Below are 23,998 nucleotides of genomic sequence, written 5' to 3' on the forward strand. Positions count from 1 at the left end.
TATAGAATTATATTGTATACGGCTGCAAAAGTACTGCTTTTTTTTGGTACAGCCAACTAGGTACTGGCAAATGTTAATCATTAACTATTTTACTTTAGAATATTCTCTTGAAAAGGAGAATAATAATAGAAAATTAAGAGTTAAAATCATAGTAATGAGAACTGTGATTTTAACTCTTAATATGTAAGGGCTTTATCTGATCTTTTTTAGAATTCTACTTTCGGAGCCTTCTCGCTTCCTTCTTCTGCTTCAAAATATGCTTTCTTATCAAAGCCGAACATTCCTGCAAAGATATTCTTAGGGAAACGGCGGATATTGGTGTTATAAGCCTGTGCAGCATCATTGAAATTTTTGCGTGCTACATTGATACGGTTTTCAGTTCCTTCCAGTTGAGCCTGTAATTCCAGGAAGTTTTGATTAGCTTTTAAGTCGGGATAATTCTCGGTAATAGCTAATAACTTGCCCAGTGCTGATGTTACAGCACCTTGCGCCTTTTGATATTGCGCCAGCTTTTCCGGTGTCAGATCGGCGGCGTCCACTTTAATTTGAGTTGCCTGGCTACGTGCGGCAACAACTCCCTCTAATGTTTCCTTTTCATGTGTTGCATATCCTTTCACGGTATTTACCAAATTAGGAATCAAGTCGGCACGGCGTTGGTATTGAGTTTCTACATTTGCCCATTGACCACTTACATTCTCGTCCATAGTTACCAGACCGTTATATACACTTACTGCCCATATGACAAGGATAGCCACAACGGCTAAGATGATAATAATTGACTTCTTCATGTTTCTTGTTTTTATTGAATTTGATAATCTGTTTTTTCTTATTTTCTTTAGAAACGTGAGCCGGCACCACCACCGCCTCCCATTCCTCCGCCGAAGCTGCCTCCACCGAAACCGCCTCCGCCTCCTAAACTACCTCCGCCAAAGCCGCCGATAAATGGACCGCCTCCGCCACCTCCCCGGTGATGGTAGTCGCTATCATAACTTTGTTGACGACGTATGATGGTATGTCCGCAGTTTCTACATGTATAGGTGACATCTTCAGTTTTCACTCCGTTAATCCGGGATACGACTGCACTTCCGGTTCTTTGCAATTGGTGTTTACCGCATTTCGGACAACGGCTTTGCCTGCGTGCAGAAAAGAAAGCAAGACCTCCACCGATGACAATAAAGCAAAGGATGGCAAGAACAAAATCAAAGGAGCCACCGTCATTCGAATCGGAGAGGGCATCGTTTTCCATGGAACCGTCAAGACGCTGGCAAGTTGCTTTAAGACCAGCCACCATTCCTGCATTCCAATTTCCGTCTTTCAGGTAAGGAATCATATATTTGGTTTGAATCCTTTTGCAGATCGCATCGGGGAGCACTCCTTCCAGTCCATAACCGGTATAAAACTGGATACAACGTTGATCTGTAACCAACAAAATGACCAATCCATTATTTTTGCCTTTCTTCCCAACACCCCATTGGTTGAGTAGCTGGTGGCAGAAGTTGAAACAATCTTCTTCTCCGATTGAAGGAACTACGGCAACTACTGTTTCAATTCCTGTTTGTTGTTCCAAGGCATAAAGCATGGAGTCTATACTGTCACAAGCTGCCTGTGAAAGTATGCCGGCCGGGTTGCAAACATATTGCATTTTGTTTTGCAGGTGAACTTTCGGTAGGTTGTCCACCGTGTATACTTTCTCTTGAGCTTGTAGTGGGAACAGAAGAATAGTTGCTAGTATAAAAGTCAATATTGATTTCATAACGAATATTTTATGTATGCAAATATAGAAACTTTTTCTGTTATGAATCTACAACTCGTTGTTATAATAGGTTTAATGAATGTATCGCCCGACGAATGCACGGACTCGGTCGGTGTACTCCTGTTTATTCTCTTTGTATGAAACAGCATGAGCCGCTCCCGGCACAATCCATAGTTCTTTGGGTTCCGGTTTGGCTTCGTAGAGCGAATATGCCATCCAGGTGGGTACATACGTATCTTTATCCCCGTGAATAAACAGCATCGGAAGTTGTGACTTAGCTACTTGTTTCAGTGAGGATGCCTCTTTGAAATTCCATCCATATTTCTTTTCGCAGAGCCAGCTTGTAGTATACATTAGTGGAAAAGGAGGAAGGTGGAAACTGGCTTTAAGTTCATGTGAGAATTCGTCCCATACGCTGGTGTAGCCGCAATCCTCAACAAAGCATTTAACAAATGGCTTCTGTTTCTCACCGGACACCATCATGGTTGTCGCACCTCCCATTGAAATGCCGTGTACAACCATTTGCGTACTGTCTCCGAAAATTTCATTGGCAATGTTCATCCATTGCAATACGTCCCAACGGTCTTTCCATCCCATCTGGATGGCCGGACCTTCACTTTCTCCCTGATGTTGCAGGTCGGGAAGTAATATGTTATATCCTAAATCTCGATTATATAGATAACCAATCATAAACATACGGATAGCATTATCTGTATATCCATGTACAATGACTGCTGTCTTACTGGTGGGCTGGGGAGCAGCAACATAATACGCATGAAGTTGTATTCCATGCGGATTGATGATGAAAGTGTCTTTCAGTGCGTCCACTTGTTTCAGGCTGTCCACCCATGGACGTAGGAAAGGGTAGTCTCTATACATGAAGGGATAAGAGTCGGCATCTTTAGACAAAATCTTGGCATTCGGAGTCAATGAAAAGTTTAACATATAAAAACTTCCTCCGATGGTGCAGCCGGTCAATGCCAGCATGATAATAATGATGCTATATACAACTTTTCTCCTCATAAAAATTCTTTCTAATCCTTATTTATGCCATATCTCCCATGCGGCAAATGCCTGGAGCAGCAACATTTCCAGACCGTTTTTAACGACAGCCCCTTGTGCTTCTCCTTTTTTCATGAACAGCGTAACATTAGGATTATATAACAAATCGTAGAGCAAATGGTTTGGAGTCAGTAGCTCATAAGGAATATTAGGACAGAAATCTACCTTGGGAAACATTCCTACGGGAGTACAGTTGACGATGATTGTATATTCTGCCATGATTTCGGGAGTCAGTTCCTCATAAGTCAGCATATCATCGGCTTTGTGGGTTCGTGATACGAATATACTTTCAATACCCAAGTTTTTCAGCCCATGGTAGACGGCTTTGGAAGCTCCGCCGGTACCCAGAATCAAAGCTTTTTGGTGGTGAGGCTGCAATAAAGGCTGAATGGATTGAGTGAATCCGATGATGTCGGAGTTGTAGCCAACCAGTTTGACTTTTCCTTTCTGCTGGCGGATGATTTTAATGACATTCACTGCACCTATCTTTGCGGTATCACGGTCGAGTTCATCCAAAAAAGGAATCACTTGTTCTTTGTAGGGGATAGTCACATTAAGCCCGCATAAATTGGGATTCTCTTCGATAACTTCCATGAAGTTATTAATGCTGGGAATTTCGAAATTCACATACTCTGCATTGATACCTTCGGATTTGAATTTCTCATTAAAGTATCCGATAGAAAATGAATGTCGCAGAGGGTAGCCGATTAAACCATATTTTTCCATAATGCAATCAGGATTAAATTAATCATTCATAATGATTTGGTGCTATTTTGTCGCGGTATAAAGAGTGCAAATGCCAAAAGTCAGCCGTTTGAAGTTGACTTCGCTAAATCCGGCTCGTGCGATGACTCCTTTCATAACTTCCCCTTGAGGAAATACTTTGATCGTGTCCGGCAGATAGTGGTAGGCACTGTTGTCTTTGGAGAGAAGCTTGCCCAATAATGGAATGACGACTTTAGAGTAGATGGAAAACAGTTGTTTCATCGGGAAACGGTCCGGAGTGGTTAGTTCCAGAATTACAAGATGGCCGCCCGGTTTCAGTACGCGGCACATTTCGGAGAGCCCTTTGTCGAGATCTTCGAAGTTGCGGATACCGAAAGCTACAGTGATAGCGTCAAAATTATTGTCGGCAAAAGAGAGTGAAGTACAGTCCTCTCGGGCAAAAGATATTTTATCCGACAGTCCTTCCTTTTTTACTTTTTCACGTCCCACATTCATCATACCTTCCGAGATGTCCGTGCCGATCAGTTCGGCAGGTTGCAGTTTGCGGCAGGCGAGGATAGCAAAATCCCCTGTGCCGGTCGCTACATCCATCATTCGCTGCGGTTGGAAAGGGCGTAACCAGGCAATAGCTTTTCTGCGCCAGCTGCGGTCGATACCTAAAGATAAGGTATGGTTCAACTTGTCGTAGGCATGTGCGATATTGTCGAACATACGTTCCACTTGCTCGGTCTTTTTCCCTTCTTCGTCGTAAGGCTTGATATGTTGTTGCGGGTAATCCATTTTTTAGTTGATAGTTGATAAATGATAGTTGATAGTTGAAGAAGATAGTTGATAAATGATAGTTGTAAGATGACAGAGTCAATAGTTATATGCGATAAGCTGCATATTAACTATCATTTATCATCTATCAACTATCATTTATTATCTGTCATTTATCGCTTATCAGCTATTCAAAAAAGTTTCGACGTTTTTGAATATACGTTCAGCGATATTGCTAGTATCTTCTTTCACAAATTTCTCACCGGTGATGTTTTCGAACAATTCGATGTAACGGTCACTGATGCTTTGTACGATAGCCGGAGTCATTTCCGGTACTTTCTGACCGTCTTTGCCCTGAAAACCGTTTTCCATCAACCATTCACGAACGAATTCTTTAGAAAGTTGTTTCTGCGGTTCGCCTTTTTCGAAACGTTCCTGATAACCTTCAGAGTAGAAATAGCGGCTTGAATCCGGAGTGTGGATTTCGTCCATCAGGTAGATAGTACCGTTGTGTTTACCGAATTCGTATTTTGTATCTACGAGGATTAGTCCGCGCTCTGCTGCGATTTCAGTACCACGTTTGAAAAGGGCTAATGTATATTTTTCGAGAATTTCATACTCTTCCGGAGTAGCCAGTCCTTGTTTCAGGATTTCCTCCTTAGAGATGTCTTCGTCGTGCAATCCCATTTCAGCTTTCGTAGTCGGAGTAATGATGGGTTCCGGGAATTTCTGGTTTTCGCGCATTCCGTCCGGCAACTTCACGCCACAAATTTCGCGTACACCGCTTTTGTAAGTACGCCATGCGCTTCCACACAGATAACCGCGTACAATCATTTCTACCGGAAAACCTTCACACAATACACCTACCGTTACCATTGGGTCCGGAGTAGCTATTTTCCAGTTCGGACAGATGTCAGTAGTGGCATCGAGGAATTTAGCTGCAATCTGGTTCAGCATTTGTCCTTTGTAAGGAATACCTTCAGGAAGTACTACGTCAAAGGCCGAAATACGGTCGGTTGCTACCATGACGAGTTTTTCGCCGTTGATGTTGTACACATCGCGCACTTTTCCGTGGTACACGCTTTTCTGTCCCGGAAAGTTGAAATCTGTTTTTGTTAATGCATTCATAATGATATATATTAAAATTATGCTTCTTTCTTTAATTTCACCACAGAGGACACGGAGTACACAGAGAATTTATTGAAATATCAGGATTAAATCCTCTGTGTACTCTGTGTCCTCTGTGGTGAACCATTACGTTCGGCTTTCGCTTCTTTGTCGAATTTTTCGTAAGCATCCACGATACGTTCCACCAGTTTATGGCGTACGATATCCTTTTTATTCAGTTCAACAAAACTGATACCTTTCACTCCCTTCAAGATGCGGAGAGCTTGCACCAATCCTGACGTTTGTGAAGCGGGAAGGTCAATCTGTGTCATGTCTCCCGTCACAATCATTTTGGTGTTCATACCCATGCGGGTGAGGAACATTTTGATTTGCTGTGTGGTGGTATTCTGGGCTTCATCCAAAATGACGACCGCATCATTCAGCGTGCGTCCGCGCATAAAGGCTAACGGGGCAATCTGGATAATGTTCAATTCCATGTATTCCTTTAACTTGGCAGCAGGTATCATATCTTGCAGGGCATCGTATAAAGGTTGCAGGTATGGGTCGATCTTATCTTTCATGTCGCCGGGCAGGAAACCGAGCTTTTCTCCGGCTTCTACGGCGGGGCGGCTAAGGATGATTTTTTTGATTTCTTTATTCTTCAATGCACGTACGGCGAGAGCGATAGCGGTGTATGTCTTTCCCGAACCTGCCGGACCGATGGCGAATACCATATCATTCTTGGCGAATCCTTCTACCAGTTTCAACTGGTTTTCGCTTCGGGGGATGATAGGTTTTCCCGTGACGCTGAACACAATCACGTTTCCTGTCTGTTCCGTTTGCGGCGCATTTCCTTTTATAATGTCAATGATAACTTCTTCTTTCAGTGAATTATATTGGGCGCAGTACTTTTCAAGTTTGGTGATATTTTCTTCGAAGGCACACATTTCTTCCTCGTCGCCCAGCACTTTGATGACATTGCCTCGGGCAACTATGCGTAGCTTTGGATATAAAGCTTTAATTAACTGTATGTTGGCGTTGTTTACGCCGTAAAAAATAACCGGATCAATATCCTCAAGAACAATCAGTTTCTCTATCATTCAATCGTATTAAAGAAAAATTTCTGCAAATTTAATGAAACGTTTTGGATTCTCTGATTGTTTAGAGGTGAATTTTACTGCAATTTACATTCATCTTCCGTTCATCGGGCAGTAATATGGAAACAACCTTGCTTCAGTTCGTATTTGATATAGCATTTTTCAGCTTGTCGTAGATCTCTTAAAACTTCGGATAGAACAAGCTTCAGTGTGTCGGCACTCACGTCCTGCATAGGGCGACCGTCTTTATCTTCCACTTTCTTAAAACGTTTCCAACTAACATCAAAAGTAGCCCCGAAACAATGTGCCGAGTTGGCGGAGGCATTTCCATTGCGACGGCGGAGACGTTTCACATCGTTTTCAGTACGTAGTACGGAGGTGATGATTACCTGATTGGGATTCAGACCTTTGGCAGCCAATGAATCGAGAAAGTTGGAGCCGATTGTATCGAGCAATGCGCTGGCACGTGGAACGAGGTAGGGAATGGAATGTGTCAATGAATCCACTGCATAAAATTCATTGTCAGTGATATGAGTCAACTTTTCTTTCATTGCTTCCGCTTCTTCTCGGTCTGCCAGCGGGCTGATACCTATCTTTTTAGCGACTTCCAGATGTGCATCGTTCAAATCAGGGAAAGAACGTTTGTAACTGACAACGCCACGAATGTTGTGCGGCTTGTTCAATTTCAGTGACATGTCTTTCTTTTTGCAGCTTGAAGTAAGCGTTGTAAGCCCAATGACAAGTAAAAATAGCGGTAATATACGAAGCTTGTAAGTAGTCATTTTGTATTTTTTTGCCCGCAAATATACGCTATTTTTTCATACGTTCTATGCTTTGCATTATTTTCCGCCTCATATCTTTTATGGGTCACTCTAAAATATTTTCCGGTATTTCCGGACGGGTATCAAGAGTGCCTATAATGGTATAATCCGTGTTATCTATTGTTGTCTTCAGCGATGGTATGATCAAATAGTCACTTCTAGTAGGAGCATTGTTAATAAGTTGCTCCCAATCTACCTTTAAATATCTTTGTATAAGATTGACAACAGCATTTGCGTTTGTAACTCCATCAAATAGTTCAAATCTTAATTTGTGAAGGGTGGGAGGGATTGATGCATCTGTGAAATTTCCTTGTTCATCGGACGCATAATTTAATGTTAAATAAGGTATGGCATGTGTAGGTGATGAGTTACCGGAGCCATTTTCTAATTTGACTGAAAAATCGTATGTTCCTTTGGCTATCGGAGTAGGGGATAGTTCGTGTTGAGCGTAAATATAACGGAAGAAATAACAGTCTTTTGCTTCATTGTTGATCAGATAGATCGCAGTACCATTGGAAAGTGCCGGATGATTGCTTTCTTTTATTGAATACGCCAGATATACGTCTGTAATTTTAATTTTTAAATCGACAGTTTCGTTGGTGATGTTGTCTTTTACGCTTACTTTTGTTTCTCCTTTCTTTTTAGGATAGATTTTTAAACTCCCCATTCCTATTGAACTGGACAAATCTACATCTATACTTAAAATTTCAGTTTTTTCGACAGTTACAGTGTAGTCTCTGTTGCCGCCTCTAATCATAATATTGGCTGCTCCTAGCAAGGGTCGTTCATAATATTCTTTTTCGAAAGATAAAGGATATATTCTTTTTTCATCGTCATTGCCACAACTAAAAAGGAAAATGGTACAAAGAAATGACAGTAGCGCTCCAAGTAAATGTTTTGTCTTCATGATTATTCTGTTTTATAGTTTAGCAGGAGAGATATAGTTGTATAAGTTCCTGTGTTGATGTTGGAGACAAATATATGGATTTAATCAATATAATTAATTAAATGTTATATTTATTTCCTGCCATCAAGCAATTTTCATACATTTGTGACTGCTTATCAAAAGAATAGGTTGTTTTCCCACTAAACATAACACACATGAAAACAGATTTCGATTACAATTCTATGCCCGTCAGCTTCGCTCATTGCTTGAATGGACATTGTTTGCGTGCAGACAAATGTCTGCGTCGACAAGTAACTCTCCGAATGCCGAAAGAACGGGCTGCTGTAACGGTTATCAATCCCGAACATATCGCTTCCGATGGCGGAGACTGCACTTACTTTATTGATGAAAAGCCTTTGCTTTTTGCACGGGGAATGAAACATATATTGGATCGTGTGCCCCTTGCTGATGCCAACATTATTAAACGGCAGATGATTTCCTATTTCGGCAAGACTGTTTATTACCGTTGCTGCAACAAAGAGCGATTGATAAAGCCGAAGGAGCAGGAATATATACAAGGACTTTTCCGCAAGAGGGGCGTTGCCGGATCACCTCAATTTGACGAATACATAGAATACTATGATCTAGGTTAAGGATATCTATTAGTTCCGATAGTCCCATATATTGTGGGAAAGTATTCTCATATATTGTGGGAATACTTTCCCACAAAATGGGGGAATCTTTTCCCTCCAGCTAGGGAATCTCTTCCCACAATATATGGGACAAAGGAAGTCTGTGATGAAAGTAAAAAGAAGGTATATACTTCCGTTTATTGAATATCAGTTTCGGTATGAGAAATGCATGATGATAAGTATGAGAAATACCGTTTATTTACGACTTTTCAGGCAAAATAATATGAGAAATACCTTATTGAAAAGTATTTCTCATATTATATATTGTTGATTAGTAGGTTATTAATCAAATATTATGAGAATATGAGAAATGAAATTGCCAAATCATTTCTAGTGTGGTTAGATCACTGTGTCTTTCAGCCATTTTCCGAAAAAACGGTCATAGACAATATAACCATCTGGTGTATTATATATCAGTTCTTTATTTAGTAAGGACTTCAGTGCCACGTTAACGCTGCTGGGCGTTTTTAGATGATGCCTTTTGATAAAGTCATTGGCATTTATACTTTTTATACAGCCTTCTGTGGCAATAGCTTTCAATAGATCCACTTGATTGTTGGTTAGTAGTGTCAGGTTACTTTGGTATATGGTTTCCTGTTCATCTAAAATGTCGTTTATACAGCTATCTACCAGTCGGTTATCAATAGGGTTGATTTTCTTCTCATACAATCGGTTGAGTATGCTTTGAATGTACCAGGTGTGTCCGTTTTCAAGTTGGTATAAGTAGGAGAATGTTTCTAACGGTAGCTCTCTTTTTTCTTTGGCAAAGAATGAGTGTGCGAATGAATAATAATTCTCCAATGGAATCTCCTTTAATACAATAATCTGGGTACTTTGATAAAAAGGTCGTTTTGCAGAACTGAACATTTCTTCCATTACATGTTTTTTACTTCCGGAAAAGATAAAGTGTACATTCGGCATGAATTGGATATGAGAACGGAGCAATGCTTCTACACCTTTTTCCGGATATTCTGTAATCTGTTGAAACTCATCAATGGCAAGGTAACAATGTTTTTTTGAAGCTGCCATATAGTCGAGCACTTCTTTTAGTGTCTGTTCGGCATGAGCAGGGGCAAAGTCCAGAGTTACGGTAGGCATACCGCTTCTTTCGTCAGTACTGATTATGGGGCGGCAAGATTTGAAGAAAGCGGTCATTTGCCTGAGTATATTTTGGGACAGGGTATCCAATTCTCCGAGAACATTTTGAGCAAGCAATTGTATGAATGCCTTTAAGTCGCGTGTGGGATAGATATCCATGTAGAAATAGGCGGTATTCGGATTCTTTTCCTGTTTCATCCGGTAGAATACATTTTTGATGAGTCCCGTCTTTCCCATACGCCGAGGAGATATTAATGTCAGATTCCGCCCGTTTTGTAACGCTGAAATCATTTTATCAGTTTCTTTTTCCCGGTCACAAAAGTATTCCGGACTGTTGTAACCGTACACAAGGAATGGATTATATGGTTTCATATCTTATTATATCTTTTATGTTACATATTTTATGTAATACAAAGAACGTAATAATTGGGGAATATTCAAAGACTTTTTTTGTTTATGTGTATATAAATAGTGCGCTGATGAAAGAACAATCATTTTCTTTCATCAGCGCACTATTATTTGTCGGAGCAGGATTATTTCTTATCCTTCTTCTCTTCAGCTTTCGTTGCAGGCTCTTCCTCCGTTTTACTGTCCGGATTGATAATGCCTTTCACTGTTTCACCGATAGGAAGCTTGTCCAATATACCAAGGCTCGGAGCTACTGTCTTTACTAATGTATTCAGGAAATTGCTTGTGCCACCGTTTCCTCCGTCGAATACCGTGATATTTCCTAAGTTCATGTGCTCGAATGCCTTTACCTGTTCGCCGGCGATTTCCTTCCATTGGTCTACCATCTTGTATTGGATAGCGATGGCCGGGTTCGATTCGGCTGCTCTTACCATTGCTTCGAAACCTTCCGCTTCAGCAAGTAATGAACGTTTCTTACCTTCCGCTTCTGCTTCCAGTTTCATCTGGATGGCTTTTGCTTCTGCTTCCGCTTGTGCCAAAGTAGCTTTTGCGCGTGCTTCTGCCTCACGAGTAATCTTTTCGGCAATGGCGTTAGCCTGTAGGATAGCTTCCTGTCTGGCGATTTCCGCAGGAACGATCTTTTCAGCTTTCAATGAAGATTCCACTTTACGTGCTTTGGCTTCTTCTACCTCCTTCTGGGCAATTTCACGTGCAGTTTGTACGGCAGCTTCCGATCTGGCGGCAGCTTCACCGGCTTGCTTGTCGGCATTAGCTTGCGTCACGGCCAGTTCTGAATTTGACAGAGCCACCTCTTTCTGTGCGTCATTTCGTCCGATGGCAGCTTTCTTGGCAGCTTCCGCCTGCTTGATTTCCATATCCGAGTTAAGTTCGGCAACACGGCTTTCCTTTTCGGTATTCGCCTGTTCGATACGGATGTTCTTTTCAGCTTCAGCTTTTGCTACTTGTGATTCTTTTTCCGCATTGGCGATGGCTACTTGAGAAATTCTGTCCTTATCTGCATTGGCAACCGAGATTTCCTGTTGTTTCTTCGTTTCTGCGATGGCGATATCTTGATCTTTACGCGTTTCTGCAACTTTGGTTTCGCGTTCCTTAATCTGATTGGCAATTTTGATAGCACCCAGCTTTTCCTGTTCTTCGATGTTAGCTTGTGCTTCGTTCAGAGCCTTACTTTCAGCTTCCTTACCTAAGTTGACAATGTAGTTGGCAGCATCGCGAATGTCACTGATATTGATGTTCATCAGGTACAAACCGAACTTGCGAAGTTCAGTATCGATGTTGTCTTTTACTTTAGCCAGAAACTTATCGCGGTCTGAATTTAATTCTTCGATAGTCATATCGGCGATCACCATACGCATCTGACCATATACGACATCGGTAATTAAATTCTGTTTGTCGTCCATCGTCAAACCCAGCATACGTTCAGCAGCATTTTGCATTACTTCGGGATCAGTGCTGATAGCTACAGTAATGGTAGTCGGCACGTCCACACGGATATTCTGAGCAGACAGTGCACCCGTCAGTTTGCATTCAATCTGCATGGGTTTCATGGAAAGGAATTCATATCCCTGGATAATCGGCCATACGAAAGCTGCACCACCGTGATATAGCTTCGCTGACTTCTTATCTCCTCCTGTTTTACCATATACAACGAGGACTTCATCACTCTTACATTTGCGGTAACGAGAAAGGATACCAATAAAAGTGAGTAGGATGACTGCCACTAATATAGCAGCCATAATCAACATTTCTTGTGTCATAGAATTGTGTATTTGAATAGTTATTGAATGAATAGCGTTCCGTCTTTATAACGGGTGATGATTGTTCTGTCACCCGTCTGATATGCTTTTCCGGATTCGGAGATGACGTCTACTTCGCGCATTGCTCCGTCCCGGCTTGTCTGTACTGTATATTTGCTGTCACTTTGCTTGAAGTAGATGGTACATTCCCGTCCTACAAGTTGATCTGTCTGTTCAGAATGATTCACTTGTTGCAGTTGATAAGCTTTCTTATAGAGAAACCACACAGCCAGAACAAAGAAAAGACCCACCAGAATACCGATGACATAACTTTGAATTTCAGTGTTTCCCGCTAAATACATGTACCAACCGAATCCGATTCCAAAATGAGTTAGTCCTTTAAAAGAAACTACGCTGCTGATGTCAGCATCCACGTCTACATCGGCATCTATGTCTCCGAAAAAGATGGATAGAACGAATTGGATTACAAATATTCCTGTTGTCACAAGGGCAATAATAAGGAAAATGGTACTACTCATAATTGTGAGGTATTAGTGAATCATGATTATTTTGTTCTCCAAATATACAGGTTTATGCGAATTATACAAAGATAAATGAGATAAAATGACTACTTTTGCGCGCGAAAACCCTAAAAGAGAGGAATTAGCGTGCAAAGGTATTTTATTTATTTGGCTTATGACGGAACCAACTATCACGGTTGGCAGATTCAACCGAATGGGATTAGTGTGCAGGAATGTCTGATGAAAGCATTGTCTACCTTTCTGCGTCGCGAAATTGAAGTAATAGGAGCAGGCCGGACGGATGCGGGAGTGCATGCCTCTCTGATGGTTGCTCATTTTGATTCCGATGAACCGTTGGATACTACTTCTGTTACTGATAAATTAAATCGTCTGCTGCCTCCCGATATTTCCATTTATCGTGTTTGCCGGGTTCGGCCGGATGCCCATGCCCGCTTTGATGCGACTGCGCGAACTTATAAATATTATGTGACGACATCGAAATATCCTTTTAACAGGCAATATCGCTGGCGGCTTTATAACCAGTTGAATTATGAACGCATGAACGAAGCTGCACGTATCCTTTTCGAGTACAACGATTTTACGAGTTTCAGTAAACTTCATACGGATGTAAAGACCAATATTTGTCATATCACCCATGCCGAATGGACGCAAGAAGAAGATGCTACCTGGGTATTTACGATTCGTGCCGACCGTTTTCTGCGGAATATGGTGCGAGCCATCGTAGGCACACTCATTGAAGTGGGACGCGGGAAACTGACTGTTGAAGGTTTCCGGCGGATTATAGAACAGCAGGACCGTTGCAAAGCCGGGACATCTGCTCCGGGGCAAGCCCTGTTTTTAGTCAATGTGGAGTATCCGGAAAATATATTTGAATCTACCTGACCAATAGCATCTTATCATTTAGGAAATTTCAATCGTAAATAGTAAATCGTCAAATCGTAAATCATCTTATGTGGTTATTATTAGCATTCCTATCGGCTACTTTGCTGGGCTTTTATGATGTATTCAAGAAGAAATCGTTGAAAGATAATGCAGTACTTCCTGTCTTGTTTCTAAATACATTTTTTTCCAGTCTCATCTTTCTACCGTTTATCCTGATATCCGTTTATCAACCGGATTTGTTGGGAGGAACGATATTCAATGTTCCCGTTGCTGGTTGGGAACAGCATAAATATATTATCATCAAGTCGTTCATCGTATTGTCTTCGTGGATATTCGGATATTTCGGAATGAAGCATTTACCCATAACCATTGTGGGACCTATCAATGCCACCCGTCCGGTGATGGTGCTCGTGGGAGCTATGCTGGTATTTGGTGAACGATTGAATCTCTATCAATGGATTGGCGTGATGCTGGCCATTGCCTCTTTCTTTATGTTGAGCCGTTCGGGAAAGAAAGAAGGAATTGATTTTAAGCATAACAAATGGATCTTTTTTATTGTACTGGCTGCCATTACAGGTGCTATCAGCGGTTTGTATGATAAATATCTGATGAAGTCTCTGAATCCGATGCTGGTGCAATCTTGGTATAATGTTTATCAGGTGTTTATCATGTGTCCTATCCTGCTGTTGCTTTGGTGGCCTAAAAGAAAGTCCACTACTCCGTTCCGCTGGGATTGGACGATTATCCTGATTTCCATTTTCCTTTCTGCTGCCGATTTTGTTTACTTTTACGCATTAAGTTACGACGATTCGATGATTTCTATCGTTTCGATGGTGCGTCGGGGAAGTGTGGTTGTTTCTTTCACTTTCGGTGCGCTTTTCTTCCGTGAAAAGAATTTAAAAAGCAAAGCGATTGACCTTATACTGGTGTTAATCGGAATGATATTCTTATATTTGGGGTCTAAAAGTTAAAACAGTAACACAAGACTGTTTGTCATAGGTTAAATAAGACAGATATGAAAATAAATAAACTTGTTATCACTATATTCTTCTCTGCTGTCGGACTTTTTGTTTCGACTGCTCTTCAGGCGCAAGAAGCCAAAACTTTGTTTGTGAATATGCCGGATTCTTTAAGTCCCTTGCTTACAAAAGTGAATCGTGAAGATTGTATAGACTTTCTGGAAAGTAAGATGAAAGCGCAAGTGGAAAACCGTTTCGGCAAGAAGTCGGAGATGACTGATCTTGGTAAAGACTATATCCGTATGCAAATGTCAGCTCAATCTACCTGGCAGATGAAAGTGTTGGCACTAAATGATTCAACGAACGTAATCTGTACAGTCTCTACTGTTTGTGCTCCTGCTTGTGATAGCAGCATCCGTTTCTATACGGACGACTGGAAACCGCTTACTACATCTCTCTTTATTACCTTGCCCTTGATGGATGATTTTCTGAATGCTCCTGATTCAATAGGAGTTTATAAGTTTGATGAAGCACGTCGTTCGGCAGATATGCTATTGATGAAAGCCGATTTTAATAAAGAAAATACGGAACTGACACTTACGTTAACAACCCCCGACTATATGTCAAAAGAAACAGCAGAGAAACTGAAACCGTTTCTCCGCCGCCCTGTAGTCTACCATTGGAAAAATGGAGCATTTGTTAAATTGAGAATTGAGAATTGAGAATTAAAAATTGAGAAATAAGCTGCGCTGTGGCTATCTCTGGATATTCTCAAAATAAAAAAATATAAGGCAACTAATTCTTTACGAGTTAGTTGCCTTTTTGATATTTTTAATCAGCGGGATTATTGAATAATCCCTATTTCTCAATTTTTAATTCTCAATTTAACAAGCATTCGTTGATGAACGCTGTCATTTCCGGTGTGTTTGCTTCCACACTTTGAAGTAATTTGAATTGTGCTTTGGTGCGAACGAGGTTGTGTTCCGGATATTTGATTTTATAATAAGTATCTCCGTTGATATAATCTGCCAGGAATCGTACGCACTGCATGTATGGGAATAAAGCAGCCGCATAAGGAAGATTTTCAATCTCGATCTGCGTCAGGAATGATTTAGCTCCTTTCAGATAACCCTTGGTAAATGCTTTGAATATTTCCATATTGAAGTTTACACGATCAAGGTCTTTGTCGTCTTCATCACCTGTGTTGGCACCTGTACGTAGGAAGTCACCATAATCGGAGAATATAAAGCTAGGCATTACCGTATCCAGGTCGATGACACAAAGCACTTTACCATCCTCGTCGAACATCATGTTATTCACTTTCGTATCGCAGTGGCAAACGCGTTTGGGAAGTTTTCCTTCACGATATAAACGTTCAGCTTTACACATTTCATCTGCGCGTTTCTCTATTTCATCCAAATAGTACTTCACTTCTGATACCCGTCCGGCAGCATCCTTTGCAACGGCTTCACGTAGTTGTTTGAGGCGGAACTCCATGTTGTGGAAATCGGGTATGGTTTCACCCAATGTTTCTGGAATATCGGCCAACATAGCCTGGAAGCTGCCGAAGGCTTCTCCTGCATAGTTGGAATATTCGGGATTCACCGTCTCATACGTTTTTGCACGTGGGATGAATACCATCACACGCCAATAGCTGTCACCGTCGAACCAGTATGTTTTACCTTCTTCTGTTTCGAGGAAACTCAACACCTTGCGGTCTATATCCGATTCTCCGGCTTCCGTCAGTTTCTTGCGAATGTGATTGGTAACAGCAGTAATATTGGATTGAAGCATTTCTACATTCTGGAAAATGGCATGATTGATGCGTTGCAAAACATAGTCGGGAGCATCTGCTTCTTTGGTATTTACTTTATAAGTGTCGTTGATAAGTCCTGCACCCAAAGGTTTGATTTCTTCTATCGTACCTTGGACTTTAAATTTAGCTACGATGCTAGATAAATCTTTCATGTTTTTTTTTTTAAAAATTTATACAAAGGTTATCGATAATCATATTTAGCAGCTTCGTTGGCCTGGTTAGCCGAGCGAACGGGCACTAATGTGAAGCCCCACTGGTAATCACGGTTAGCCGGGATTTGGTGGAAAGGTTCCGGGCGAGCGCCCCAACTGTCATATCCGCCTACTCCTTGTTGCTTCATATCCACACAAACTTCAACGAAATCTCTGGGAGTGATGTCGTTGACATGATGCATTCTACGTAATACGTTGCGGGCAGCGTTTTCATCGTGATTGGCAACCTCTTCCGGGCTGAAGTTATTCCATTGGTAAGGGTGGGGCAGAGCTTCTTCAGAGTCAAAGTCTTCGATAGAGTTGCGCAAGGCATTGAATCCGATAAGACTGTCCGCTACCAAAACCAGACCGTTTCCTTTATTAGGAGATAAGGCGATCCAACGGGTATCTGTGTGATGTCCGTTTTCCTGTGGACGCACATAGTTGAAGTACATTTGATCCGCTGTTGTCTTATATACGCCAACGAGCGTTCCGTGATTGCGGTCGATATAATTCTCTTCCGGGCCACGGCCAAAGTATTGTACATTATTCATCTGTGCCGGCAAGCGGAAACGCACCCCGATACGGGGGACTTCCAATTTGGAGGCAGCCTTGCGGGCAGCATCACTTCCGGGGGTAAATGTAGCCATGCGGGTAGCTTCGGAAACTTCTGTTTCTGTAGGCTGCATATCCGTTGATGTGAACTTGGCATTTACGTTGACTATTCCGTTCGGATAGATTTTGTAAGTGACGACATACAAGTTGCCGGCAGCCAATAAGTAGGTCACATTTAAAGAAACTGCTCTATCCTCTGTTGTCATGGTAGCATCCGTTATGCGGAAGTTTTTGCTTGATTGCTTCCATACCTGCAAGCGTTTAGGAGCGCTGTTACCATAATCATTATCATTAGGAGCACGCCAGAAGTTAGGCTGAATACCAAATCCGTCTTTGAAATATTCAGTACCGTCTACTTTATACGAGGTTACTAATCCGCTATTCTTGTTGAATACAAAGTTTACTTTGGAGGAAGAAACGATTAATTCATCTCCTTGGGTTGTTGTTTTCAATGCCGGACCGTTTGCTTTATAAATACTCTTCTCTGCTTGAATAGGAAGTTGGAACTGGTCGTATGCAATTTCATATCCGGTTGGAATCAGCGGTTCAGGCTCTGTGGTTGTTACACTGAAGTTGACAAAATATTCTGTTCCCGGTTGGGCTTTCAGACTATTTACCGGTACGGTGAACTCTTTAGAGGCTTGCGGAGCAATATCCAAAGATACTTTTCCACCTTTTATTGTCTTCCCGTTAGCGAGTATATGGTAGTGAATCTGATACTTTTTCAGGTTAGTGAAATAGAAACGGTTGGTGATTTTGAATATACCGGCTGCGGCATCTACTGCTTCAAAACCTACATTCTGATGTACATATTTCACTTCAGCCATTGCCGGATGCGGACCACGATCCGGATTGACAAGACCGTTGCAGAGGAAGTTACCATCGCTCGGTGCGTCTACCCCGAAGTCACCTCCGTAAGCCCAGTATTCTCTTCCATTTTTATCTTTTTTGGAGAAGGCCCTGGTCTACCCAGTCCCAGATATATCCGCCTTGGAGATTCGGATATTTGTAAATTGCCTGCCATTGTCCCCACAGATTTCCGGTGGAGTTTCCCATGGCATGTGCGTACTCGGAAGGGGCTACAGGACGGTCACTACCATTCTTTCCGATATTTTCCAGCCAGTCGGCACCCGGATATTGCGGAACATACATATCGGAATTCCATTCCCATTGAGCACGTTCATAGTTGACCGGACGATTCATCAGGTCTTTGTCTGCCTCTTTCACCCACAGATAAGTCTGATAGAAATTATATCCGTTTCCGGCTTCATTTCCCAGCGACCAGAATGTAACGCTCGGGTAGTTCTTATTACGTTCAAACATATTGATGGTGCGATCCATGTGTGGTTTCAGCCATTCGGGATTGTTTCCCAGTGAACCGCCTTTCCGGAGATCATAATACATTCCGTGGCTTTCCACATTGGCTTCATCATATACATAAAGTCCGTATTCATCACAAAGCTCATAGAAACGGCGGTCTTGCGGATAGTGGCAAAGGCGTACACTGTTTAAGTTATGCTGCTTCATAAGTTCGAAGTCACGGCGCATTAAATCCTCTGTTACATAATGACCTGTTGACGGATTATGTTCGTGGATATTTACCCCTTTCAGTTTCAGAGGCTGACCGTTGATGAATAAGCAGACATATGGTTTTCCGTTAGCAGCTTTCTGTTCGATAGGCTTGATCTCAATCCGGCGGAATCCTACATTGAAAGGAATGATTTCATTGACTTTGCCATCCTCTTTTACTGTCATCAACAGTTTGTATAGATTCGGATGTTCGGAAGTCCATGTGCTGACATCTGTCAGATTCTTATCGAAAGAAAGTGTACGCACTTCGTTCGATGGAATATAGGCTGTCTTCTCTTCAGTAGCTACAACTTTTCCTTGTGCATCCAATAGTTCATAAACTAATGTAAGATTAGTTGCAGCCTTTTCATGATTTCTCAAATCGACATTTAAACCGAAGATTCCATTTTTGTAACTGTCGTCCAGCGTAGACTTAATTCGGAAATCTTTGAGAGCGGCTTTAGGCTGTGAATACAGAAAAACATCGCGTTCAATACCACTCATACGCCAGAAGTCCTGACATTCAAGATATGAACCGGTGCTCCAACGGAAGATTTTAACTGTAAGTACGTTCTTTCCGGGCTTCACATAGTTGTTGATAAGAAATTCTGCCGGATTTTTGGAATCTTCACTATATCCTACTTCTTGTCCGTTGATATATACATATACGCCGGACTTAGCTCCTGCCAGATGCAAGTAGATATCCCGCCCGTCCCAGTCTGCCGGAATATCGATGTCCCGGCGATAAACTCCTACCGGATTGGCTTCGGGAAGAGTAGGAGGTTGCGGGTTCCGAGGTTTGAATTCATAACCATGATTGGTGTAGATGGCTATTCCGTGTCCTTGTACTTCCCAGTTTCCGGGCACCTGAATATCATCCCACGAATCTGTATTGGTGTTCGGATCGGTAATGTTGTCGGGAAGCTTTTTATAAGAGTCTACGAAGTAGAATTTCCAGGTTCCGTTCAACAAGCGGTAATACTTGCTTCGTTCGAACTTGCCACTCAAAGCATCAGCGCGATTGTTGTATGTCATAAAAGAAGTACGTGGATACTCTTTGTTGACTTCAACTACCTGCACGTCCTGCCAATAAGGTTTCACGGCTTTCTCAGCCATTGTACTAAGTGTTGTCAGGGAAAATATTCCCATGAAAATGCCTGTTAATAAATTGGGGGTTGGTCGAAATTTCATGTATCTCAATATTGGTTTTTCATTTCTTTTTTATTTTACTTTGATATGATCGAATCCTTCTCCATACACTCCGATGACAGCACTTTGCGATACAAATGCATTCGGGTCTATGTCTTTTATCAACCGGAAGATGATAGGCGATTCCCTTTTCTTGGCTAATACAAACATCATCTTTACTTCTCGTCCTGTATAAAAGCCGGTTGCATTGATAATCGTCACTCCCCGGTGTGGATATTCGTTAATATGCCGTCCTATTTCTTCATATTTGTTAGATATGATAAAGAACTGTACGGATTGGCGGGCGCTATTCACTACCTGGTCGAGAACGAAACTACAAATATAAAGAGTTACAAACCCATACACCACTTTTTCCCAGTCTTTTAAGACAAAATAACTGGAAGAAATGATAATCATATCGCAGATAAGCACGACTCTTCCTAATGTGATGTCCCGGTATTTGTTGATGATGGCTGCAATAATATCTGTACCTCCCGTACTTCCATTGGCCGAAAAGGCAACACCTATGCCGCCTCCACAGAAGGATGCTCCGATGACACATGCCATAAAAGGCTGGTCGTGGAGAAGACCGAAACCTGCCGTCAGTTTTTGAATGACGGACAGAAAGAAGGTGAGAGTAAATACACCGAAAATAGTTTTGATGCAAAACTTTAGTCCCAGCAACTTGAGTGCCAGTAACAGCAAGAAGAGGTTGATGCTGAAGTACGTATATTGTACCGGAAAACCTGTGGCCCAATATACGATAGAAGCAATACCCGGTACTCCCCCGGTGGTGATATCGTTAGGCAACAGAAAAACGGTCCAACCGATACCATACAAAATCATGCCGATGGCAATCATTACATAATCTCTGGCTTCACGGATAATGCTTTGCTTAGAAGGCTTTGGAATAGCTGTTTTCATAAACGTGATAATGATAATCTATAAAATGTTCAAACACGAACCCATGAATAATCCGGCTTTGGGGGAGAAGCCGGATTGGTTCATTATGCTCGTGCTAAAAGGAAATATTCTGTTTTATTTTGCAAAAGCGTGACGGTAGCCTTGTACTTTATTCCATCCACCACGAGTGAAGTCGGGTACTTCTACCGGAGCTGAATTGTTTTCGATAGAAAGTCTGGTAAGTTCAGCCATGCAACACCATTCTGCCAAGTCATAAACGTCCATATCCAATGGCAGTCCATTCTGCAAGCAATATGCCAGGCGGTAGTCCATGATAAAGTCCATACCACCGTGTCCACCTACTTTCTTGGCTGTTTCTTCCAGCTCTATATGAATAGGATCTTTATATTTATCCATCAAGGCTTTCTTTACGTTTTCAGGTACAGAACCATGTGCATTCAGATTCTCATGATTAGGCACATCTTTTGAATCAACTTGTGAAGGTCTCAGGCAATATTCTTCAATCGGATATTTGCTTGCATAACCATCGGCTCCCACTATTTGATACATACGGCTGTATGGGCGTGGAGTCATTACGTTGTGCTGAATCAACATTGTTTTTCCGTTCTCTGTGCGAATCAGGGTAGAAGTCTGGTCACCATTCTGGAAGTCGGTCACTTCTTCTCCTGTTTGTTTCTTAATATAAGCCGGTCCGTTGACAGCTTTCGTATCCATTGATACCAATGTTTTCATGCGGTCACCACGGTGGATATTAAGTACCTGACAAGCAGGACCCATGCCGTGGGTAGCATATACATCGCCACGGTGCAGATGATTATAATCCATTCGCCAGTTATTCCAGTATTCAGGCCAGAAATCTTCCAGATTGTGGATATATGAACCTTCTACATGAAGCACTTCTCCGAATACGCCTTGTTGTGCCATGTTTAAAGAGGTCAGTTCAAAGAAGTCATATACGCAGTTTTCGAGCTGCATACAATGTTTACGGGTCTTTTCAGAAGTATTGATTAGCTGCCAGATTTCATCCAGTGTCATGGCGGCAGGAACTTCGATGGCTACATGTTTGCCATGTTCCATGGCATAAACACCCATTGCTGCATGATGTTTCCAGTCGGTGGCTATGTATACCAGATCAATATCGTCTCGTTCACAAAGTTGCTTCCATGCCTCTTCCGAACCGCTGTAAGAAGCAGCTTCAGGAAGTCCGGCATTCTTCAAAATTTCTTGTGATTTTTCAACACGTTCGGGAAGCAGGTCGCATAATGCTACAATCTTAGTTCCCGGGATATGGGTCCAGCGTGCCACGGCGCCGGGACCACGCATTCCTAATCCGATGAAACCGACACGAACGGTATCAATTTTAGGAGTAACGAGTTGGATTACATCTTCTTGTCCGGCAGGGCGGGCAGGAGTTTCTACTTTGATGGGAGTAAAGGCTTCCGGAGCCTTTGGTTGTTGAGTACAACTGGTGTGCCAAGTTAACAAAGCCAAGCCGATGGCAGTGACTGTAAGTAGTTTCTTCATCATATTTTAAAGTTTTTAATAGGGGTTATTCGCTGTTTTTCATTTACGTGTCAAAAATAGTAATTAATTAGCCAATTATTTGTATTTATAATCGATATTTTCATCAGATAAGTTTCTATTATGAGGTAAAAAATGAGTCAGGCTTTTTCTACCTGATTTTGTGTAGGCTTATGTGACGTCAAATACATATAAAAGACATGTCATAAAGAGACTCTTCCTAAAAAAAAGTCACCTTTTTAGAATTGCTTAACGTTTACTACTCTTGTTGGGGTAAGCTACCTGCTTCAGCTGTACTTCTGTTGGAACCTAGTATTTGTATTTTTTCCAGGCTCCCCTGGTGAAATCCGGAATTTCTACTGCCATGCTCTTATTCAGTACAGATTTTTCACTTAGTTCTGTGATGCACGACCACTCGGCAGCGTCGTATACATCCATATCCAGTGGAAGCCCGTTGCGCAGACAATGAATAAGGCGGTAATCCATTACATAATTCATCTCATTAGGTAGGCCTCTGCGATGTGCTTCTTCGCCAATGGTTGCGCTAAAAGGATGTTTATAGCGTGCCGTCATTTTTTCTAGCAGTTCTCCTTCAAGTGGAGTGTCTCCATTAGGATCCAGGGCGATACAGGGGACAGGGTATTTCTGGGCGAATCCCAGTGTGCCGCATATTGTTTGAAGGCGGCTGTAAGGACGTGGGGTGGATATGGCGTATTGAAGCATGATCGTCTTCCCTTTGAGCGTGTGGATAAGAGTGGTATTTACATCTCCCAATTGATATTTCTGGTGGGCTTCCGGTGAATATTCGCCGAATAGTCTGCGGGCATATTCGCTCATTCCTGCCTGATGAGTAGACATGGAAACGAGATATTCCATTCTGTCGCTGCGATGAATATCCAGTATCTGACAGGCGGGGCCTAATCCATGAGTGGGATAAGGATTGCCTGTATGTTCGATGCTGTATCTTTTTCCCCAATGGTTGTGGTAGCCGCCTTCGCTCTCTTCGGCAAAGTACATTGAACGAAGATCGTGAATGTAGGCTCCTTCTACATGCATGATTTCTCCGAACAGTCCTCGTTGGGCCATATTGAGGGTCATTAGTGCAAAAGGATCATAACAACAATTTTCGAGCATGATGCAGTGTCGCCTGGTTTTTTCTGCAGTGTCTACTAACTGCCAACATTCTTCCACGCTCATAGCAGCCGGAACTTCAATGGCTACATGCTTATTGCATTCCATTGCGAAGGTTGCCATTGGAGTGTGCATTAACCAGTCGGTACAGATGAATATTAAATCTGCTTCGTCCGATTCGCACATCTTTTTCCATCCCTCCACTCCAGTATATCCGGTGGCTTCGGAACGGCCGGCTTCTTTTAATAGTTGTTGAGCCTTACTTAAATTTCCTTCTCTTATTTCACAAAGAGCTTTGATTTCTACTCCTTCGATTTGCAGATAACGTTGTAAGGTGAGCAATCCTCGATTGCCCAGTCCTATAATCCCGATGCGGACAGTGGGGATAGGGGGATGTGCTAGCCGGAGTACGTGCGATTGTACCGGAGAATTCTTCATAAGCTTAGCGGACTAAAGTAAAACAAAAAAAGAGAATCTAATTTCTCAGATTCTCT

At 42.0% G+C, this 23,998-nt stretch carries 20 protein-coding genes and 1 pseudogene; 4 read left to right on the forward strand and 17 right to left on the reverse strand.

What is annotated here, in order from left to right:
* Window positions 1–206 precede the first annotated feature (206 nt).
* The 9 genes from NXV01_RS09945 to NXV01_RS09985 all read right to left on the reverse strand — a co-directional run bounded on the left by NXV01_RS09945 (window position 207) and on the right by NXV01_RS09985 (window position 8,232).
* On the reverse strand, window positions 207–788 hold the full coding sequence (locus NXV01_RS09945) for a LemA family protein (protein WP_004304537.1): 582 nt from the start codon (window positions 786–788) through the stop codon (window positions 207–209).
* 47 nt (window positions 789–835) lie between these two features.
* On the reverse strand, window positions 836–1,753 hold the full coding sequence (locus tag NXV01_RS09950) for a YgcG family protein (RefSeq protein WP_259022297.1): 918 nt from the start codon (window positions 1,751–1,753) through the stop codon (window positions 836–838).
* A gap of 72 nt (window positions 1,754–1,825) precedes the next feature.
* Window positions 1,826–2,776: an alpha/beta hydrolase gene (locus NXV01_RS09955; RefSeq protein WP_167511723.1), complete on the reverse strand. Its 951-nt coding sequence runs from the start codon at window positions 2,774–2,776 to the stop codon at window positions 1,826–1,828.
* 18 nt (window positions 2,777–2,794) lie between these two features.
* Window positions 2,795–3,541 carry a shikimate dehydrogenase gene (locus tag NXV01_RS09960; RefSeq protein WP_004304542.1) on the reverse strand — a complete coding sequence of 249 codons (747 nt, stop codon included), beginning with the start codon at window positions 3,539–3,541 and terminating at the stop codon, window positions 2,795–2,797.
* 42 nt (window positions 3,542–3,583) lie between these two features.
* Window positions 3,584–4,321, reverse strand: a complete 738-nt coding sequence (ubiE, locus tag NXV01_RS09965; RefSeq protein ID WP_148364314.1) for a bifunctional demethylmenaquinone methyltransferase/2-methoxy-6-polyprenyl-1,4-benzoquinol methylase UbiE — start codon at window positions 4,319–4,321, stop codon at window positions 3,584–3,586.
* A gap of 162 nt (window positions 4,322–4,483) precedes the next feature.
* Window positions 4,484–5,428 (reverse strand): phosphoribosylaminoimidazolesuccinocarboxamide synthase, encoded by a 945-nt coding sequence (locus tag NXV01_RS09970; RefSeq protein ID WP_074560066.1) that lies wholly within the window; start codon window positions 5,426–5,428, stop codon window positions 4,484–4,486.
* A gap of 86 nt (window positions 5,429–5,514) precedes the next feature.
* Complete coding sequence (locus tag NXV01_RS09975) at window positions 5,515–6,507, reverse strand: PhoH family protein (protein WP_148364315.1); 993 nt, start codon at window positions 6,505–6,507, stop codon at window positions 5,515–5,517.
* A 101-nt stretch (window positions 6,508–6,608) separates the two neighbouring features.
* Window positions 6,609–7,286, reverse strand: coding sequence for a DUF5715 family protein (locus tag NXV01_RS09980; protein WP_004301742.1), 678 nt, complete (start codon window positions 7,284–7,286; stop codon window positions 6,609–6,611).
* A gap of 85 nt (window positions 7,287–7,371) precedes the next feature.
* On the reverse strand, window positions 7,372–8,232 hold the full coding sequence (locus NXV01_RS09985) for a hypothetical protein (protein WP_099147379.1): 861 nt from the start codon (window positions 8,230–8,232) through the stop codon (window positions 7,372–7,374).
* A gap of 194 nt (window positions 8,233–8,426) precedes the next feature.
* Here NXV01_RS09985 and NXV01_RS09990 point away from each other — a divergent pair, with 194 nt between their 5' ends.
* Window positions 8,427–8,864: a DUF6078 family protein gene (locus tag NXV01_RS09990; RefSeq protein WP_074560274.1), complete on the forward strand. Its 438-nt coding sequence runs from the start codon at window positions 8,427–8,429 to the stop codon at window positions 8,862–8,864.
* A gap of 378 nt (window positions 8,865–9,242) precedes the next feature.
* Here NXV01_RS09990 and NXV01_RS09995 read toward each other — a convergent pair whose 3' ends face one another.
* The 3 genes from NXV01_RS09995 to NXV01_RS10005 all read right to left on the reverse strand — a co-directional run bounded on the left by NXV01_RS09995 (window position 9,243) and on the right by NXV01_RS10005 (window position 12,705).
* Window positions 9,243–10,373 (reverse strand): ATP-binding protein, encoded by a 1,131-nt coding sequence (locus NXV01_RS09995; protein ID WP_148364318.1) that lies wholly within the window; start codon window positions 10,371–10,373, stop codon window positions 9,243–9,245.
* A gap of 161 nt (window positions 10,374–10,534) precedes the next feature.
* Window positions 10,535–12,187 carry a flotillin family protein gene (locus NXV01_RS10000; protein ID WP_148364319.1) on the reverse strand — a complete coding sequence of 551 codons (1,653 nt, stop codon included), beginning with the start codon at window positions 12,185–12,187 and terminating at the stop codon, window positions 10,535–10,537.
* A 20-nt stretch (window positions 12,188–12,207) separates the two neighbouring features.
* Window positions 12,208–12,705, reverse strand: coding sequence for a hypothetical protein (locus NXV01_RS10005; protein WP_148364320.1), 498 nt, complete (start codon window positions 12,703–12,705; stop codon window positions 12,208–12,210).
* Between the two features lie 129 nt (window positions 12,706–12,834).
* Between NXV01_RS10005 and truA the strand changes: the two genes are divergently transcribed.
* From truA to NXV01_RS10020, 3 genes are all read left to right on the forward strand, one after another.
* Window positions 12,835–13,590, forward strand: a complete 756-nt coding sequence (gene truA / locus NXV01_RS10010) for a tRNA pseudouridine(38-40) synthase TruA (protein ID WP_234131881.1) — start codon at window positions 12,835–12,837, stop codon at window positions 13,588–13,590.
* A gap of 68 nt (window positions 13,591–13,658) precedes the next feature.
* A complete protein-coding gene (locus NXV01_RS10015) occupies window positions 13,659–14,561 on the forward strand; it encodes a DMT family transporter (RefSeq protein ID WP_004301754.1) in 903 nt (300 codons plus the stop codon).
* Window positions 14,562–14,605: 44 nt separating this feature from the next.
* On the forward strand, window positions 14,606–15,271 hold the full coding sequence (locus tag NXV01_RS10020; RefSeq protein ID WP_074560287.1) for a DUF3256 family protein: 666 nt from the start codon (window positions 14,606–14,608) through the stop codon (window positions 15,269–15,271).
* A gap of 157 nt (window positions 15,272–15,428) precedes the next feature.
* Here the strand turns inward: NXV01_RS10020 and NXV01_RS10025 are convergent, their stop codons facing one another.
* From NXV01_RS10025 to NXV01_RS10045, 5 genes and pseudogenes are all read right to left on the reverse strand, one after another.
* Window positions 15,429–16,517 (reverse strand): phosphotransferase enzyme family protein, encoded by a 1,089-nt coding sequence (locus NXV01_RS10025; protein ID WP_074560289.1) that lies wholly within the window; start codon window positions 16,515–16,517, stop codon window positions 15,429–15,431.
* Window positions 16,518–16,546: 29 nt separating this feature from the next.
* Window positions 16,547–19,889: pseudogene (locus NXV01_RS10030) on the reverse strand (glycoside hydrolase family 2 TIM barrel-domain containing protein).
* Window positions 19,890–19,961: 72 nt separating this feature from the next.
* A complete protein-coding gene (locus NXV01_RS10035; RefSeq protein WP_074560295.1) occupies window positions 19,962–20,852 on the reverse strand; it encodes a YitT family protein in 891 nt (296 codons plus the stop codon).
* Between the two features lie 114 nt (window positions 20,853–20,966).
* Window positions 20,967–22,376: a Gfo/Idh/MocA family protein gene (locus tag NXV01_RS10040; RefSeq protein WP_074560297.1), complete on the reverse strand. Its 1,410-nt coding sequence runs from the start codon at window positions 22,374–22,376 to the stop codon at window positions 20,967–20,969.
* 306 nt (window positions 22,377–22,682) lie between these two features.
* Window positions 22,683–23,942 carry a Gfo/Idh/MocA family protein gene (locus NXV01_RS10045; RefSeq protein WP_074558448.1) on the reverse strand — a complete coding sequence of 420 codons (1,260 nt, stop codon included), beginning with the start codon at window positions 23,940–23,942 and terminating at the stop codon, window positions 22,683–22,685.
* Window positions 23,943–23,998 lie beyond the last annotated feature (56 nt).

It is taken from the genome of Bacteroides sp. BFG-606, assembly GCF_024788145.1.
Classification (GTDB): domain Bacteria; phylum Bacteroidota; class Bacteroidia; order Bacteroidales; family Bacteroidaceae; genus Bacteroides; species Bacteroides vicugnae.